This is a genomic window from Amycolatopsis sp. NPDC004625 (genome assembly GCF_040609695.1).
Classification (GTDB): domain Bacteria; phylum Actinomycetota; class Actinomycetes; order Mycobacteriales; family Pseudonocardiaceae; genus Amycolatopsis.
On the sequence record NZ_JBEXKX010000026.1, the window covers coordinates 38096 to 53054 of the forward strand.

The following is a 14959-nucleotide window of genomic DNA, read 5'->3' on the forward strand; positions in this document are numbered from 1 at the left end:
GGTGCTATGTTGACGAACATGTTCGTCAACCCGAGAGGAGCGCCAGGCATGACGACTCCCGGCAAACGCACCCCGGTGAGCAGCCGCACCCGCCCGGCCAAGCCCGCCCTCTCGCGGGAGTGGATCATCGCCGCCACCCTCGAAATCATGCGGCGGGACGGCCTGCAGGCCGCGACCGTGCGGCGGGTGGCGCAGGCCCTGGACACCGGCCAGTCCTCCCTCTACGCCTACGTGGCCAACACGACCGAGCTGCACGCCGCCGTCCTCGACGAGCTGATGGGCACGCTGCCCACCCCCGGCCCGGGCGACGCCGGGGCCCGCGTGCGGCAACTGGTCGCCGGCTACCGCGACCTGCTGCTGGCCCACCCCGGCCTGGCCCGCTCGGCGCTGGTGCTCCGCCCGTCGGGGCCGAACACCCTGCGCTTCCTGGACACCCTGCTCGGCCTGCTGACCGAGGCCGGGTTCGGCGACGACCGCGCCGCCTGGACCGCGGACCTCGTGGTGCTCTACGCGACCGCCCTCGCCGCCGAGCACGCCCGGCCCCCGGCCGGCGACGCCACCGGAACCGGGGACCGAGCGGGCCAAGCCCTCTTCGAGGCCGTGCGCACGGCGGACGTCGGCACCTACCCGCACCTGTCCCGGCTTTCGGCCGTGGCGCTCGGCGGCACCCCCGGCCAGCGATGGGCGTGGGCGCTGGACGTCCTGCTGGCCGACGTCGTGCCGACCCCGCTGTCCGGAAAGGACCGGCCGTGAGCACCCACCACCCGATCGCCGTCATCGGCGGCGGCCTCGGCGGCCTGACCGCCGCGCGGGTCCTGCACGTCCACGGGATACCCAGCAGCGTCTTCGAGCTCGAGCCCGGCCGCGAGGCCCGGGTGCAGGGCGGGATGCTCGACATCCACGAGCACAACGGCCAGCACGCGATCCGCGCCGGCGGGCTGTGGGACGAGTTCGCGGCGATCATCCACCGCGGCGGCGAAGCCACCCGGATCCTCGACTCCCGGGCCACCGTCCTGTTCGACGAACAGGACGACGGCGAGCTCAGGCGCCCCGAGGTCGACCGCGGCCGGCTGCGCGACATCCTCATCGGCTCGCTGCCCGAGGGCACCATCCGGTGGGGCCGCCGCGCCACCGGCGTCACCCGGGTCGAAGAGGGGCGGTGGCAGGTCCGGTTCGCCGACGGCGAGACGATCACCACCGACCTCCTCATCGGTGCCGACGGCGCCTGGTCGAAGGTCCGCCCCCGGCTGACCGACGCCTGGCCGGCCTACACCGGGATCTCCTTCGTCCAGGCCGACCTGCACGACGCCGCCACCCGCCACCCCGCGCAAGCCGCGGCGATGGGCGCGGGCATGCTGTTCGCCCTGCAGGGCGGCACCGGCATCCTCGGCCACCGCGAGACCGACGGAAGCCTGCACGTCTACCTCGGCCTGCGGGTGCCCGAGAACTGGATCGACACCGTCGACTGGGCCGACACCCGGGCGGCCGAGCAGGCGGTGCTCGCCCACCTCGAAGGCTGGGACGAGTCCCTGCGCGGGCTGATCGGCAACGCCGACACGGGGTTGACGCCCCGCCGCATCGCCGCACTGCCCGTCGGCATTTCGTGGGACCGCGTCCCCGGCGTGACGCTGCTCGGCGACGCGGCCCACGTCATGTCGCCGTTCGCCGGCGAGGGCGCCAACCTGGCCATGTACGACGGAATGGCGCTGGCCCTGGCCATCGCCGAACACCCCGGCGACACCGAGGCGGCCCTCACCGCCTACGAGGCCGCACTCTTCCCGCGGTCGGCCGAGGCCGCCGGCGAATCCGCCCGGAGCCTGGAAATGCTCTTCCGGGCGGACTCACCCCAGGGGTTGCTCGACATGTTCGCCTCGCACGCCGCCGAGCGCTGACCTCCGGACATCACCCCTCGGTCAGTCGATGCCTTCGACGATGCGGAAGTCGCGCTCGACGCCGTCGGCGAGGACGGCCAGCGCCTTCTGGTAGGCCTCGCTTTCGCGCGCCGCGACGGCCTGCTCGAAGCTGTCGAACTCGATCAGGATGGTGCGCTCGGCGATTCCGGCGTCGTAGGACACGACCCGGCCGCCGCGGACGAACGTGCGGCCGCCCGCGGCCTGGACCGCCGGACCGGCCAGTTTGTTGTAGGCAGCCAGTTTCCCGGGGTCGGCAATGGTGCGGTAGACGCTGACCCAGTAGCCCTTGGGCATGGAACCTCCGGTGTGGGAATGACTCAACGGGTGGTCTCGGACGTGCGCCGACGGGCGAGCGCGAGGCTTGCCAGCGTAGTGATCGCCATCGCGCCGATGCCGGCCAGCGCCGCGGTGGTGTAGGCGCGGTCGTCGGGGAAGAGGCGGCCGGGGCCGGTGCCCGCGGCGAGGATCAGGCCGCCGATCGCGCTGCCCAGCGAGTAGCCGACGCTGCGGACGACGTAGTTGAAGCTCATCGCGCTCGAAGTTTCGCTCCGGGGGGTGACGGCCAGGATGACGCCGGGCATCGCGGCCGAAAAGCCGCCGACGCCGAAGCCGAGCACGCCCATGGCCACGAACAGTTCGGCCAGGTCCGACCGGGCCACCGCGAACAGGGCGAACCCGCCGCCGACCACGACGGCGCTGCCGGCCAGGAGCAGCGGGTCGGCGATCCGCGTCCGGACCCGCGGCGCGAGCTTGCCCGCGGCGAACCCCAGCACCGAGAACGGGATGAGGACCAGACCGGCGGCGAAGGTCGTCAGCCCGAAGCCGTAGCCGGCGCCGGACGGCGTCTGCGCGTACCGGGTGATGAGCGTGAGCAGGAGGTACATGCCGATCCCGCCGGCGAACATGGCGAGGTTCGCCCCGGCGACCGCCGGGTGCCGCACCGCCCGCACGTCGACCAGGGGCGTCGCGCTGCGCAGCTCGATGACGGCCCAGACGCCGAGCAGCACGACCGCGACGACGGCGAGCACCGCCGCCACGGCGAGGTGCCGGCTCCACAGCTCCCGTTCGCCGGCGAGGAACAGCACCAGGACCAGCGCGGCGGCCAGGACGACCGCGCCTGCCACGTCCACGCGGGCGGAGCGGCCTTCGGGCGCTTCGGGCATGGAGCGCCACGCGGTCAGCAGGGCGGCGGCGGTGACGACCAGGCCGAGGCCGTAGGCGGCGCGTACCCCGCCGAGCTCGGCGAGCAGGGCGGCCAACGGGTAGCCGACGCCCGCCCCGATGATCGAGACCACCGAGATCAGGGCGATGACGGCCGCGCCGCGCTGCTCGGGAAGGTGGTCGCGGGCCACGCCCATCATCAGCGCCGTGAGCCCGAGCCCGACGCCTTGGGCCGCTCGGCCGGCGAGCAGCCAGGCGAACGGCAGCGGCAGCACCGTGAGCGCGCTGCCGGCGACGACGATCGCCAGCGTGGCGAGGATCGTGGCCCGCCGGTGCGGGCCGGCCCCGAGCCGGCCCAGGACCGGCGTGGCCACGGCACCGCTGAGCAGCGTGACGGTCAGCGTCCACTGCGCGCTGCCGAGCGAGACGCGGAAGGAGGTCGCCACGCTGGTGATGAGCGGCGTCCCGAGGCTGACGACCGCCGCCACGACCAGGGCGACGAAGATCAGGGCGGGGACCAGCAGCCGCGCCTCCGGCACCACGCGGCCGCCGGTCATCGCTTCGGCCCTTCGCGGTCCTGGCTTTCGAGCTCGGCCAGGTGCTTGAGCGCAGGCAGGGCCGCCACCAGCGCCTCGACCTCGTCGCCGGTGAGTTCGCCGAGCAACCGCTCGAACGCGTGGACACCCGCCTGGCGCCGCTGCCGGACGTAGGAAGCGCCGGCCTCGGTCAGGCACACCAGCGTGACCCGCTTGTCGGACCGGTCGCCCCGCCGCTCGACCAGGCCGGCCTCCTCCATCACCCGGACCAGGGTGGTCATCGCGGGCTGGGTGATGCCCTCGACCGCGGCCAGATCGGTGATGCGCCGCGGGCCGGTGCGGTCGAGGGTGGCCAGGGTGGCGGCGGACGTCAGGCTCATGTCCCGGGGCAGGCGTCTCGCGGCCCTGGTGGCCAGGCCGTAGAGGGCGGCGCCGAGGGCGGCGGTGTCTTCGCGGCTCACCCCGGAAACATAGCAGATTTATATTCATCGTTTATACAAATGGCGGATCGGGCGTCCGGGCCGCCGGGTGCTCGGCCAGCCGGGCGCGCAAAGCCGCCGCGTCGGGGTGGTGCAGGTCCTCGAGGATGGGCAGGGCCCGCAGCCAGGCGTCGCGGGCGGCCGGGACGTCGCCCGCGTCCCGGTGGGTGTCGCCGAGGCGGATCAGGGTGTCGGCCTGGGGGTGCCGGCTGCCCAGCTGCTCGAACAGGTCGAGGGCGTTGCGGTAGCAGGCGATGGCGGGCCGGTGCTCGCCGAGGTTCTGGTGGGCACAGCCGAGGCTGTCCCAGGTGTCGGCCTCGCCGTGCTTGCTGCCGACCGCTCGGTGGAGTTCGAGCGCCCGGGTGCAGTCGCGCAGTGCTTCGGCGTGCCGGCCCAGCTGGGTCTGCATCCAGCCGATCGCGTTGAGGGCCTCCGCTTGGCCGGGCCGGTGCCCGGCCGCGTGGAACAGGGCGTAGGCCGTCTTGCTCTGCTCCAGCGCCTCCGGGTGGGCGCCCTGCGCGTAGGACACGATGCCGAGGTTGTTGTGGCTGCGTGCCTGGCCGACCAGGTCGCCGAGCCGCTCGTCCAGCTCGAGCGCGCGCCGCAGGCTGGCCCGGGCGTCGGGATGGCGGCCGAGCCGGATGTAGGCGCGGCCCAGTTCGCGCAGGGACCACGCCTGCCCGTGCGGGTCACCCGCGCGTCCGGCGGCGGCGACCGCGACCTGCTGGGTGGTGACCATCTGCGCCCAGTGGCCGGCGCGGATGCAGAAACTCGCCGTGCTCCAGGCGATCTGCCAGGCGTGGGTGGCGAACCCGGTTTCGGCGGCGCGGTCGACGGCGGTCGCGAACACCGGGCGCTCGGTGGTGAACCACTGCCAGGCCTGCTCGTCGCCGGCGAGTTCTTCGACGACGGCTCCCGGCCGGGGTGCGGCCAGGGACAGCCGGTCGTTGGGCGGGTTGAGCAACAGCGTCGCGGCGTGCGCGGTGTGCAGGTAGTGGTCGAGCATCCGGTGCAGGGCCGCGCGCCGCGCCTGCGAGGTTTCCTCCGTGCGTGCCCGCTCGGCCGAATACGCCCGCAGCAGGTCGTGGTAGGCGAACCGGCCGGCGCCGGGTTCGGTGAGCAGCTGGGCCTTGACCAGCTCGGACAGGGCCGCGCGCGCCGTCTCGCGCCCGGTTCCCAGCAGGCTGGCGGCGGCGGAAAGCGAGATGACCGGGCCGGGGTGCACGCTCAGCAGCCGGAACATCCGCGCCGCGGCGGCGCCGAGCGTCCGGTAGGACCAGGAGAACACCGCACCGACGTCGGCGTCCCCGATGTCCAGGGCGGGCAGCCGATCGCGGACGTCGCGCAGTTGCCCGGCCAGCTCGGTCAGGGACAGCGCCGGCGTGAGGGTGACTCGCGCGGCGACGATGCTCAGCGCCAGGGGCAGGTGCGCGCACAACTCGACGAGCTCGCCGACGGCCTGCGGTTCGGCCGCCAGCCGCCCGGGACCGAGCCGGCTCGCCAGCAGGTCGTGGGCTTCGGCGGTGGTCATCAGGTCCAGGGGCAGGGCCCGCGCCCCTTCGCTGACGACCAGGCCCCCGAGGTGGTCGCGGCTCGTGACGACGGTCAGGCAGCCGGCCGAGCCCGGCAGCAGCGGCCGGACCTGGCTCGTGTCACGGGCGTTGTCCAGCACGACGAGGACCCGCCGGCCCGCCAGCTGGGACCGGTACAGCGCTGCCTGCTCGGCCAGCCCGGCCGGGATCCGCTGGGCCGGGACGCCGAGCGCGTCGAGGAAACCCCGCATCGCCTCGGCCGGCCGGACCGGGAGACCGCCGGGGTCGAACCCGCGGAGGTTCACGTAGAGCTGCCCGTCGGGGAACCGGTCCGCGACCTGGTGCGACCAGTACACGGCGAGGCTCGTCTTCCCGACGCCGGCCGTGCCGTTGATCGCCGAAATGACCACGGTGTCGGTGCGGTCCAGCAGTCCGGTGAGGGCGTCGAGCTGGGCCACCCGGCCGGTGAAGCCGGTGACCGCGGCGGGCAGCTGGCGGGACAGGGCGACGTCCGGCCGGGCGGCGGAGCGCGGGGCGGGGGCCGGAGGCGGCACCGGGACGGAGTCGTCGCGGAGGATCTCCAGGTGCAGCTGTTGCAGCTCCGCACCGGGGGCCAGCGCGAGATCGTCCGCCAGCCGATCGCGGGTGCGCCGGTACACCTCCAGCGACTCGGCGGTGCGTCCCGACCGGTGCAGCGCCAGCATGAGCAGGCCGACCAGCCGTTCCCGCAGCGGGTGTTCGGCGACCAGGACCGTCAGCTCGGCCACCAGCGTCGCGTGCCCGCCGGCGGCCAGGCCCCAGTCGATGCCGTCCTCCAGCGCGGTGAGGCGGCTTTCGGCCAACCGCGCCGCCTGGGCCGCGAGTCCCGGCGTGACGCCGCTCAGCGCCGGGCCCCGCCACAGCCGCAGGCCCTGCCGGATCGCCTCGGCCGCACCCGCCGGGTCCGTGACCGCGAGGTGCCGGGCCCGCGCCACCGCCGAGTCGAAAACCCCGGCGTCGGCCTGGTCCGGCTCGGCATCCAGGAGGTAGTCGCCCAGGCGGGTGGTAATCGCGGCCCCGAGCGTGCCCCGGAGCCGGGAAACGAGCTTGATCACCTGACGGCGTGCCGAAGGCGGCGGTTCCGCTTCCCAGACCGCGTCGACGAGCGCGCTGACGGAAACCGCCCGGCCCGGCTGGAGGGCCAGCGCGGCCACCACGGAAAGCTGGTGCCGGCTGGAAATCGCCAGCCGCTCCGGTCCCCGCCAGACCTCGACCGGCCCCAGCAACCGGAACTCGAGACGATCGGCGACGCCCAACGGTCCCCCTCGTTGCTCGTACCGGGCCTTCCCGCCTGCGCCGGTACGAACAGGAGGCGGTGATCGAAAACCAGATATGATCCATCCGGGTGAATCCGAGGTCCGCCGGGCTCAAGACGATGGCGAATACGCGACCACTGCTTTAAAAGACCTTTACCGCCACGAGGAAACGGCGCTCACCAGTGTCCACTGTGGACATATCGGGGTCAGAGCTCCGGCGACCCCGCGGCACCGGGGGTTTCGCGCACCGCGAGTTCGGTTTCGATGATCTCCTCGAGCCGCGCCGCCGCTCGCAGCCATCGCCAGCGCAGCAGGCCGAACCCCGCGCCGAGCGCCGCCGTCACGCCGAACACGGTGGCTCCCGTCGGCGTGTCCGCGATCCCGATGACCGCGGCGGTGGCCGGCAACACCACCACGGGCTGCCACCGCCAGTGCGGGCGGGCGTGCCGCGGCCGATAGGTCAGCATTCCGAACAGGGGCTGACGTGCGCTCACCCTGGGCCCTCCATCATCTCGACACACCACCGGACTTCGGTCGCCGATCTCCCGTCTCTCGTGACGCAGTGTCGCCACATCATTCCCTCGATGGATTCGCCTGGCCAGGTCGTTGCGCGCTTCTCGGCCGATAACCACACCACCGTGTAGCGGCCGCCACCCACACGGAGGAACCCATCCACCAACGAGGGTCATCCCAGTAGAAAGATGGCGCTCCCATCCGCGGCGCCGCCGGCTCCGAATGCCGGGTAAAGGCGATGAGGAGGACGTGCCCTTGCCGAGCCGGACGTGGTCGGGCCGGTTGCTCGACGCTGCCGCCGCCGTGCTGCCCGGCGTCCGCCGGGTCCGAGCGCAGAAGAATCCGTTCGCGCGAGCGTGGGACGAAGCCAACCGCACCGCCCTCGCCTCGGGCCGGCCGCTCTGGGTCGCGCTCGGCGACTCCATGACCCAGGGCATCGGCGCCGACGACGTCGACGGTGGCTGGGTTCCCCGGGTGAACGCCCGGCTCGACCCGCCGTTCGCGGTGCTCAACCTGTCGGCGTCCGGCGCCCGGATCGCCGACGTCCTCGACCACCAGCTCCCCCGGATGCTCGCCCTGCCCGCGCCGCCGGCCCTGGTGACCGTCCTCGTCGGCGCCAACGACATGCTCACGCCGGCCCGCCGCCGCGGGACCGCGGACCGGTTCGCCCGGCTGCTCGCCCAGCTGCCGCCGGGCCGGTCGGTGGTCGCCACCCTGCCGCGGGGCAACACCGCCGCCCGCGCGGTCAACGCGCTGATCGACGCCGCGGCCGCCGAAGGGCGCGTGCACCTCGCCGAGCTGCGGGGCCCGGCGCTGAGCCCGGTCCGCGGCAGTCTCGCCGACGACTGGTTCCACCCCAACGACGTCGGCTACGCCCGCATCGCGGACCTGTTCGAAGCCCCCGTACGCGCCGCGGCGCGGTGATCCCCTACCAGCTCGCGCCCGGGCGGTACGTGCCGGCGCTCCACTCCTTGCCCTGCGGGTCGAGCACCCGGGCGCGGCGGGTGCCCCACTCGGTGTCCTCCGGCGCGATCACCGACCGCGCCCCGGCGGCGACGGCCCGCGTGCACCAGTCGTCCACCAGGTCGCTCCGGTCGAACCACAGGTAGAGCCCGTCCCCGGTGCTGCGGCCCAGCAGCCGCGGCCGGTCGTACTCCGCGTCCGCGGTGGCGATCATCAGCACGACCGAGCCGAGGCGGGCTTCGGAGTGGACGACGGACCCGCCGGGGGTGTCCATGGTGCTTTCCTCTCGTGGCCGACGGCCGACAATGCGATGCAGTATCGATGCAAACGGAGATGCCTTCTCGGGCCGTCCACCGATCCCGGAAAAAGCATCCTAGCTGCGATGACCGCACCGGATCACCACTTTTTCACCGGAAGACGGGCCTTCACCGCCGCAACTCCCCCGGCGGGACAGCGATCGAAGAGCTAGCTTTGCATCGATAGTGCATCCATCCCGAGAGGGCGGTCCATCGCTGTGAGCACCCCGCGCGCCGCCGTCTCCGGCCCGCTCCCGGCCAGGAGCCGTGCCGCGGTTTCGCGGACGAGGCCACCGGTCGAAAGCACGGCGGCCGCGGCCGCGGTGACCGCCGCCGGTGTCAGGCGGTGCGGATCGAGCACGCGGCCCGCCGGAATGCGTTCGAGGTCATGAGCGACCGCGAACTGGTCGCTGGAGAACGGCAGCGCGATCGCGGGCACCCCGGCGGCCAGGCATTCGGTGAACGTGTTGTTGCCGCCGTGGTGCACGACCAGGGACACCTCCGGCAGGAGGGCCCGCTGCGGCACGTGGTCGTGGACCTCGATCCGGCGATCCGCCGCGAACGCCGCCTTCAGCGCATCCGCCCGGTTTCCGGCCGAGACCAGCACCGAGACGTCCGGCACCTCCCCCAGGCCGCGGACGACGGTGGCGAGCACGTCGTCGCGGGCCGAGAGGAACGTACCGAACGAAACGAGGACGAGCCGCCGCCGTCCGCCGCCGGTCAGCCGCTCGACGCGGGCGCGCCAGTCCGGGGTCAGGTCCGCCTCGCCGACGTCACTGCAGTGTCCGGCGAACAGCAGCGCCGGTCCGGCCGGCAACGACGGCAGCCACGGCAGCCGCGGGTAGTTGAACAGCACGGCCTCGGGCGAGGTCAGGCCGAAGGCGCTGCGCGGGGCCGGCCGTCCGGGGGCGTGCTCGGCGAGGAACCGCGCGAACAGCTCGGTGAACAGGCGGTCGTTGGCCTCCGCCTCGGTCCGCAGGGCCGCCAGTCCGGCGGCCGGGGGCGTGATCGCGGCCGGCCAGTAGGGCGGCAGCCCGAAGAAGCGGCCCGGGCCGTCGAGGACGTAGCCGGGGTGTCCCGGGCAGAACGCCGCCCAGCGCCGGTTCAGCGCGTACACCGCCAGCGTGACCGCGTAGGCCAGCTGGTCGACGAGGTACCAGTCCGGCCGCAGCCGGTCGTCCAGGCGCCGCACCGCGGCGTGGACGCCGCCGGGGTCGGGCAGCATGTCCGCCCGGCGGTGCCGCGCCTGGGTCAGCAGGGCCGGCACGGCACCCGCGCGGGTGGACTCGAGGAATTCGGTCAGCCGCCGCGCGCCGGCCGCCTGCTGTCGGGTGCGCTCGGCGATCCCGGTGTTGGCGTTGTCCCCGAACCCCAGCGGCTCGAACCGCAGCCGCCGCTGCGCGGCGAGGCCCGCGAACGCCGGGTCGCACGCGAACGTCACGTCCGCGCCCTCGGCCGCGAGCGCCGCCGCCACCGTCGCGAGCGGCTGGGCGTGCGAGGCGAACGGCGGGCTCACCACCACGATCCGCGCTTCCGGCATCCGCTTCTCCCCGTCGTCGTCGCCGTCCCGGCGGCCCTATCGCAAGAGGTACTGCCGTGATCATCCACGACACCACCCCCGCCGACGCGTTGACCGCGTTGCGCGACTCGCCGCCCGACGCCGGCTCCGCCCGCCTCGACGAGGTCCGCCGCCGCTTCCACCCGGCGTTCGGCGTCCCGGCGTCGGTCGAATACGCCGGTGCCGGCCCGGCGGCGGGCGACGAGGACTCGGCACTGGCCGCGTTGCGGGCCTTCGCGCGGGCGCCGGTTCCGCCGGCACCGGCCGACGTGCTGACCGCCGTCCCCGACGCCGGCGGTGTGCTCGCGGACCTGAGCGCCTCCGTGGCGCTGGACCTCTTCTCCGACGCGACCGCCGCGCACGGCCGGACGGCCGCGGCCACCGCGATCCGCGCCGCCTTCGGCACGGCATCGCCACGCCGTCGCGCGCTGCTGCTGGAGCTGGCCGAACGGCACGCGATCGGCGGCCTCCCGGCCGCCGAGGTGGCCGGCGGCGCCGAGCACGACCGCGCCCTGAGGCACGCCGGGTGGCGGTACCTCACCCGGCACACCGGCGCCATCACGCGCGAGCGCGACCAGGACCCGTACGAGCGGGCGCTGGCGGCGATCTGCCGCGCCACCCCGGCCGACGCTCCCCTGTGGACGGTGCCCCCGGCGGACCGCGCCGGGCTGGTCGTCGCCCAGTCGATGCTGCTGGGCTCGTTCGACCAGCCCGGCGCCGGGGCGAGCGGCGGGCTGACCGTGCTCCTGCGGCACCTCGGCACGGCCCTGCCCCAGCTCGACGGCATCGCCCGCGTCGTCACCCTGACCCTGGCCGGGCACGACGAGCTCGCCGCCCGCCCCGCGCTGGCCGAAGCCGACGGCGCCGGGCACGTCGTGCTGCGGATACCGGTCGACGCGCCGGCCGCGCCCGCCCAGCTCGAGCTGTCCCGGCACCGCGCGGCGATCACGTTCCTGGCGCGCCGGCTGCTGTGGCTGACCGGCTGCCGCCCCGACGTCGTGCACGTCCGCTATTCCGACGACGGATCACGGGCGATCGCCGACGCCGCCGTCGCCCTCGGCGCCCGGACCGTCTTCACCCTGACCGCGGATCCCCACCGCTCCCTCGCCGAGCGGCACCGCCCCGGCAGCGCCGAGTCCTCGGCGAGCGCGCGTTCCGACCTGCACCGCGTGTACGCGGCCGACCGCCTGGTGGCCACGGCGGACACGCTGCTCGGCCTGCCCGGGCGCCCGCCGGGTGAACTGCCCGCGTACTTCCCCGCGCTGCGCGGGCGTCCCGAGCCGGAGTCCCCGGCCGAAGGGATCACGGTGCTGCCCCGGGTCACCGCCGACGAGGCCCGGCAGCAGCAGCTCGCCGACTCGCTGTTCGCGCCGGACGACCGGCTGCCCCGGCTCGGCCGGGACGCCCGCGGCCTGCCGATCGTGCTGTCGGTGGGGCGGCTCCACCCGGTCAAGCAGCAGGACCTCCTGGTCGAAGCCTGGCTCACCCGCGGCCTGCACCGCCGGGCCGCGCTGGTGCTCGTCGGCGGTGACACCGCCCGCCCGAACGAGGACGAGGCCCGGATGCTGGACCGCATCCGCACGCTGCACCGGGAGCACCCGCAGGCGGCCGGCCGGCTGGCGGTGCTGTCCGCGCTCGGCAACGACGACGTCCGGTTGCTCGAGCACGGGCTCACCCGCCTGCTGCCCGCCCCATCGCCGCACCTGTACGTCTGCCCCAGCCGCAAGGAGGAGTTCGGCATCGCGGTCCTCGAAGCGATGGAGGCCGGGCTGCTCGTGCTCGGCCCGCGCCGCGGCGGGCTCCGGCACTACATCGACCACGGCCACAACGGCCTGCTGGCCGACACCTCCGGCCTCGAACCGTTCGGCGACGCCCTCAGCGCGTTCGTCCGCGCCGCGGCCGACGACCCGGCGCGGGCCCGCGCCGCCGCGGACGCCGGCCGCGACACCGTCCGGCGCCGGTTCGGCATCACCCAGGTCGCCGCCCGCTTCGCCGACGTCTACCGGCGCACGGCGGCCACCCATCCGCTTCCCCGCCGGTGACGAAAGAGAAGCAGGTGGAGTGGAAGGACCGGGTGCGTGCAGACCAACGACGGTAGCGGGACCACGCGCGGTGCGAGCGCGACCGAAGAGGCGGAGGTCGACCTCGGCGGCCGGCCGGATCTGCGGGCGGTGCGGGCGGTGGTGGACGGCACGCTGAGCCTCGACGCGGAGCCGGACGACCGCTTCGGTGCCGTCCTCCTCGTGGTCGACGAGCTGGTGAGCAACGCCTACCGGCACGCGACGACGCCGCGGTCGCTGCGCGTCGGCCGATCTCGCGAAAACGTGCTGATCGAGGTCGGCGACCGCGACCCGGTCACCGAGGCGGTCCGGCCGCGGGCGTTCGGATACGGGTTGCGGCTGGTGAGCCAGTTGTCCGTGGACTGGGGCGTCCGCGCCGACTCCGACGGCAAAGTGGTGTGGGCCCTGGTCTCCCTGGACCGCTTCCCGGCCGCGCTGTAGCGCCGGGCGAGCGGCTCTCAGGAACGCCCGCCGGGCTGAGCCGCGCAGTGCCCGTCGTGCGCGGGCCGCCGTCCGGTCGCCAGGAAGTCCGTCACCGCCGCGTTCGCGCACTGGTTGGGGCCCAGGTACACGCCGTGGCCGCCTTGGTCGACGGTCACCAGCCGGGCGCGGTCGCCGAACGCCGAGCGCAGCTCGAGGGCGTTGACCAACGGCGTCCCCGGGTCGCGTTCGTTCTGCACCATCAGCACGTTCGCCGGGCCGCGGTCGGTGATCCGCACCGGCGGCGCGGCCGGCGGCGCCCAGTAGGCGCACGCCGAGATGTTCGCCGTGGCCGCGCCGAGCAGCGGGTAGCGGAGGCGGTCGACGGCCACGTTCACCTGGTACGTCCCCACCGATCGCGGCCACGCCGAGTCCCCGCAGATGACCGCGAACCGGGACGCGAAGAGGTTTTCGACCGAGCCCGGCTCGGCCGGCGACTGCGGCGCGCGGCCCTGGTCGAGCGCCTGCCAGTCCTCGGCGAGTCCGGTCAGGTCCGCCGGGTACAGGCCGCTGAACGTCAGGCCGCGGAAGATCGAGCCCGTCACCTCCGCCACCGTGGCCCGGTCCAGGCGCGCCGCCAGCTCGTGGAACTTCGCCGTCACCTCGGCCGGCGTGCGGCCGAGGCCGTATTCCGGGTGCGCCGCGGCGAACTTCGCGAAGTCCGGGAAGCGGTCTTCCATGCCCCGCGCGAAGGCGCGCATGGCCGTGAGGTCGTAGCCGCCGGGGCCGAGGTTGCTGTCGAGCACGACGCGGTCGCTGCGGTCCGGGAACATCGTCGTGTACACCGCGCCAAGGTACGTGCCGTAGGACGCGCCGAGGTACGAGAGCGTGGACTCGCCGAGCGTCCGGCGGATGCGGTCCATGTCCCGGGCGGTGTTCGCGGTGGTGACGTGCGGCAGCATCGGGCCGGTGGCGGCGTCCCGGCACTGCTGCGCCTCGGTTTTCGCCAGCTTGGCCTGCTTCACGACGTCGGCCGGGCCGGTGGCGTAGGGCAGGTTGCCGATCGCCAGCTGCGCCGGGGTGAGGTCGCACGTCACCGGCGTACTGCGGCCGACCCCCCGCGGGTCGAACCCGATGACGTCGTAGGCGTCCAGGACGCTCTGGGGCAGCTTCAGGTACTTCAGCACCTGCGGGTAGTCCAGGCCCGCTCCGCCGGGGCCGCCCGGGTTGGTGAACAGCACGCCCCGCCGCTTCTCCGGGTGTTTGCTCGCCATGCGCGACACGGCGAGGTCGATCGTGGCGCCGGCCGGGTCGCCGTAGTCCAGCGGCACCTTCATCGTCGTGCACTGCAGGTCCGGGACCGGGAAGGCGCCGGCCGGGCACGGGCCCCAGGCCGGGCCGGTCGCGGCGGACGCCGGGGACACGGCCGTCACGCCGAGCACGGCGACCGTGGCGGTGAGCAGGGTTTTGCGCAGCATCGTGGTTGTCCTTTCGTCCGGCCGCGGGCTCAGCGGCGCGGTTCCCAGCGGAAGAGCCGTGCGGCCAGCGCCACGGCGACGACGACCCAGGCGAGGGTCGGTGCGAAGAGGACGAGCGAGCCGGCGAGGGGGACACCGCCGTTCCAGGCGTTCAGCACCAGCTCGGTCGCCGACCCGCCCGGCAGCAGGCGCTTGAGCAGCGTCAGGTCGCCCGTGCCGGTGACGCCGACCCAGCCGGCCACGGCGAGCACGCCGAGGCTGACCGGCAGCGTGGTGACCTGCGCGTGCTCCGGCGAGTTCGTCAGGCCGGCGGTGGCCAGGCCCAGCGCGAGCATCATGGCCACGACCGACGCCACCGCCGCGACCAGCAGCAGCGGATCCGCCGGGGTACCGGCGACCGCGGCCAGTGCGCCGAGGATGACGGCGATCTGGACCACCGACAGCACGGTGATCGGCAGCAGCAGCCCGGCGAGGATGCCCGCGTCACCCGCCGCGGTGGAACGCAGGCGCTTGAGGAAGAGGTTCTGGCGGCGGGAGGCGAGCGTGGTCACCGACGTCGTGTAGAGGCCGATGCCCGCCACGAAGAACAGGGTGAGGGTGGCGATGTAGCCGAGGCTGCCGAGCTCGGTGAAGAGGTCGTGCTTGGTGATGAAGAACGCGCTGAGCGCGGCCGGCAGCACCAGGGCGGTGACCAGCACCAGGCGGTTGCGGAAGATCTGGATCAGCTCGCCACGAGCGATCGTGAGCATGGTGTC

At 74.3% G+C, this 14959-nt stretch carries 14 protein-coding genes; 5 read left to right on the forward strand and 9 right to left on the reverse strand.

What is annotated here, in order from left to right; translation table 11 throughout:
• The first annotated feature begins 48 nt into the window (after positions 1 to 48).
• Together ABZW17_RS27445 and ABZW17_RS27450 are read left to right on the forward strand one after the other, a co-directional pair.
• The gene (locus tag ABZW17_RS27445) at positions 49 to 753 is read left to right on the forward strand and encodes a TetR/AcrR family transcriptional regulator C-terminal domain-containing protein (RefSeq protein WP_354820113.1); all 705 of its coding nucleotides are present in this window, start codon (positions 49 to 51) and stop codon (positions 751 to 753) included.
• Positions 750 to 1892, forward strand: coding sequence for an NAD(P)/FAD-dependent oxidoreductase (locus ABZW17_RS27450; protein ID WP_354820116.1), 1143 nt, complete (start codon positions 750 to 752; stop codon positions 1890 to 1892). The genes ABZW17_RS27445 and ABZW17_RS27450 overlap by 4 nt, the downstream gene beginning before the upstream one ends.
• Positions 1893 to 1913: 21 nt before the next feature.
• Here ABZW17_RS27450 and ABZW17_RS27455 read toward each other — a convergent pair whose 3' ends face one another.
• From ABZW17_RS27455 to ABZW17_RS27475, 5 genes are all read right to left on the reverse strand, one after another.
• The gene (locus ABZW17_RS27455; RefSeq protein WP_354820119.1) at positions 1914 to 2207 is read right to left on the reverse strand and encodes a DUF1330 domain-containing protein; all 294 of its coding nucleotides are present in this window, start codon (positions 2205 to 2207) and stop codon (positions 1914 to 1916) included.
• 23 nt (positions 2208 to 2230) lie between these two features.
• Complete coding sequence (locus tag ABZW17_RS27460; protein WP_354820122.1) at positions 2231 to 3631, reverse strand: MFS transporter; 1401 nt, start codon at positions 3629 to 3631, stop codon at positions 2231 to 2233.
• Positions 3628 to 4071 (reverse strand): MarR family transcriptional regulator, encoded by a 444-nt coding sequence (locus tag ABZW17_RS27465; protein ID WP_354820125.1) that lies wholly within the window; start codon positions 4069 to 4071, stop codon positions 3628 to 3630. Before ABZW17_RS27465 ends, ABZW17_RS27460 begins: the two co-directional genes overlap by 4 nt.
• Before the next feature lie 31 nt (positions 4072 to 4102).
• A complete protein-coding gene (locus tag ABZW17_RS27470; RefSeq protein WP_354820128.1) occupies positions 4103 to 6916 on the reverse strand; it encodes a BTAD domain-containing putative transcriptional regulator in 2814 nt (937 codons plus the stop codon).
• Positions 6917 to 7122: 206 nt separating this feature from the next.
• Entirely contained in the window at positions 7123 to 7410 is a 288-nt protein-coding gene (locus tag ABZW17_RS27475) for a hypothetical protein (protein ID WP_354820131.1), read from the reverse strand.
• 268 nt (positions 7411 to 7678) lie between these two features.
• On the opposite strand from ABZW17_RS27475, the gene ABZW17_RS27480 reads away from it, so the two are divergent.
• On the forward strand, positions 7679 to 8353 hold the full coding sequence (locus ABZW17_RS27480) for a GDSL-type esterase/lipase family protein (protein WP_354820134.1): 675 nt from the start codon (positions 7679 to 7681) through the stop codon (positions 8351 to 8353).
• Positions 8354 to 8357: 4 nt separating this feature from the next.
• Here ABZW17_RS27480 and ABZW17_RS27485 read toward each other — a convergent pair whose 3' ends face one another.
• Positions 8358 to 8666 carry a VOC family protein gene (locus tag ABZW17_RS27485; protein ID WP_354820137.1) on the reverse strand — a complete coding sequence of 103 codons (309 nt, stop codon included), beginning with the start codon at positions 8664 to 8666 and terminating at the stop codon, positions 8358 to 8360.
• 191 nt (positions 8667 to 8857) lie between these two features.
• Positions 8858 to 10228: a glycosyltransferase gene (locus ABZW17_RS27490; protein WP_354820140.1), complete on the reverse strand. Its 1371-nt coding sequence runs from the start codon at positions 10226 to 10228 to the stop codon at positions 8858 to 8860.
• A 56-nt stretch (positions 10229 to 10284) separates the two neighbouring features.
• Between ABZW17_RS27490 and ABZW17_RS27495 the strand changes: the two genes are divergently transcribed.
• Both ABZW17_RS27495 and ABZW17_RS27500 read left to right on the forward strand, forming a co-directional pair.
• The gene (locus ABZW17_RS27495; protein ID WP_354820143.1) at positions 10285 to 12288 is read left to right on the forward strand and encodes a glycosyltransferase family 4 protein; all 2004 of its coding nucleotides are present in this window, start codon (positions 10285 to 10287) and stop codon (positions 12286 to 12288) included.
• A gap of 36 nt (positions 12289 to 12324) precedes the next feature.
• Complete coding sequence (locus ABZW17_RS27500; RefSeq protein ID WP_354820146.1) at positions 12325 to 12747, forward strand: ATP-binding protein; 423 nt, start codon at positions 12325 to 12327, stop codon at positions 12745 to 12747.
• Between the two features lie 17 nt (positions 12748 to 12764).
• Here ABZW17_RS27500 and ABZW17_RS27505 read toward each other — a convergent pair whose 3' ends face one another.
• Entirely contained in the window at positions 12765 to 14201 is a 1437-nt protein-coding gene (locus ABZW17_RS27505) for an alpha/beta hydrolase (protein WP_354820378.1), read from the reverse strand.
• Between the two features lie 32 nt (positions 14202 to 14233).
• Positions 14234 to 14953 (reverse strand): ABC transporter permease, encoded by a 720-nt coding sequence (locus ABZW17_RS27510; protein WP_354820149.1) that lies wholly within the window; start codon positions 14951 to 14953, stop codon positions 14234 to 14236.
• Positions 14954 to 14959: the final 6 nt, after the last annotated feature.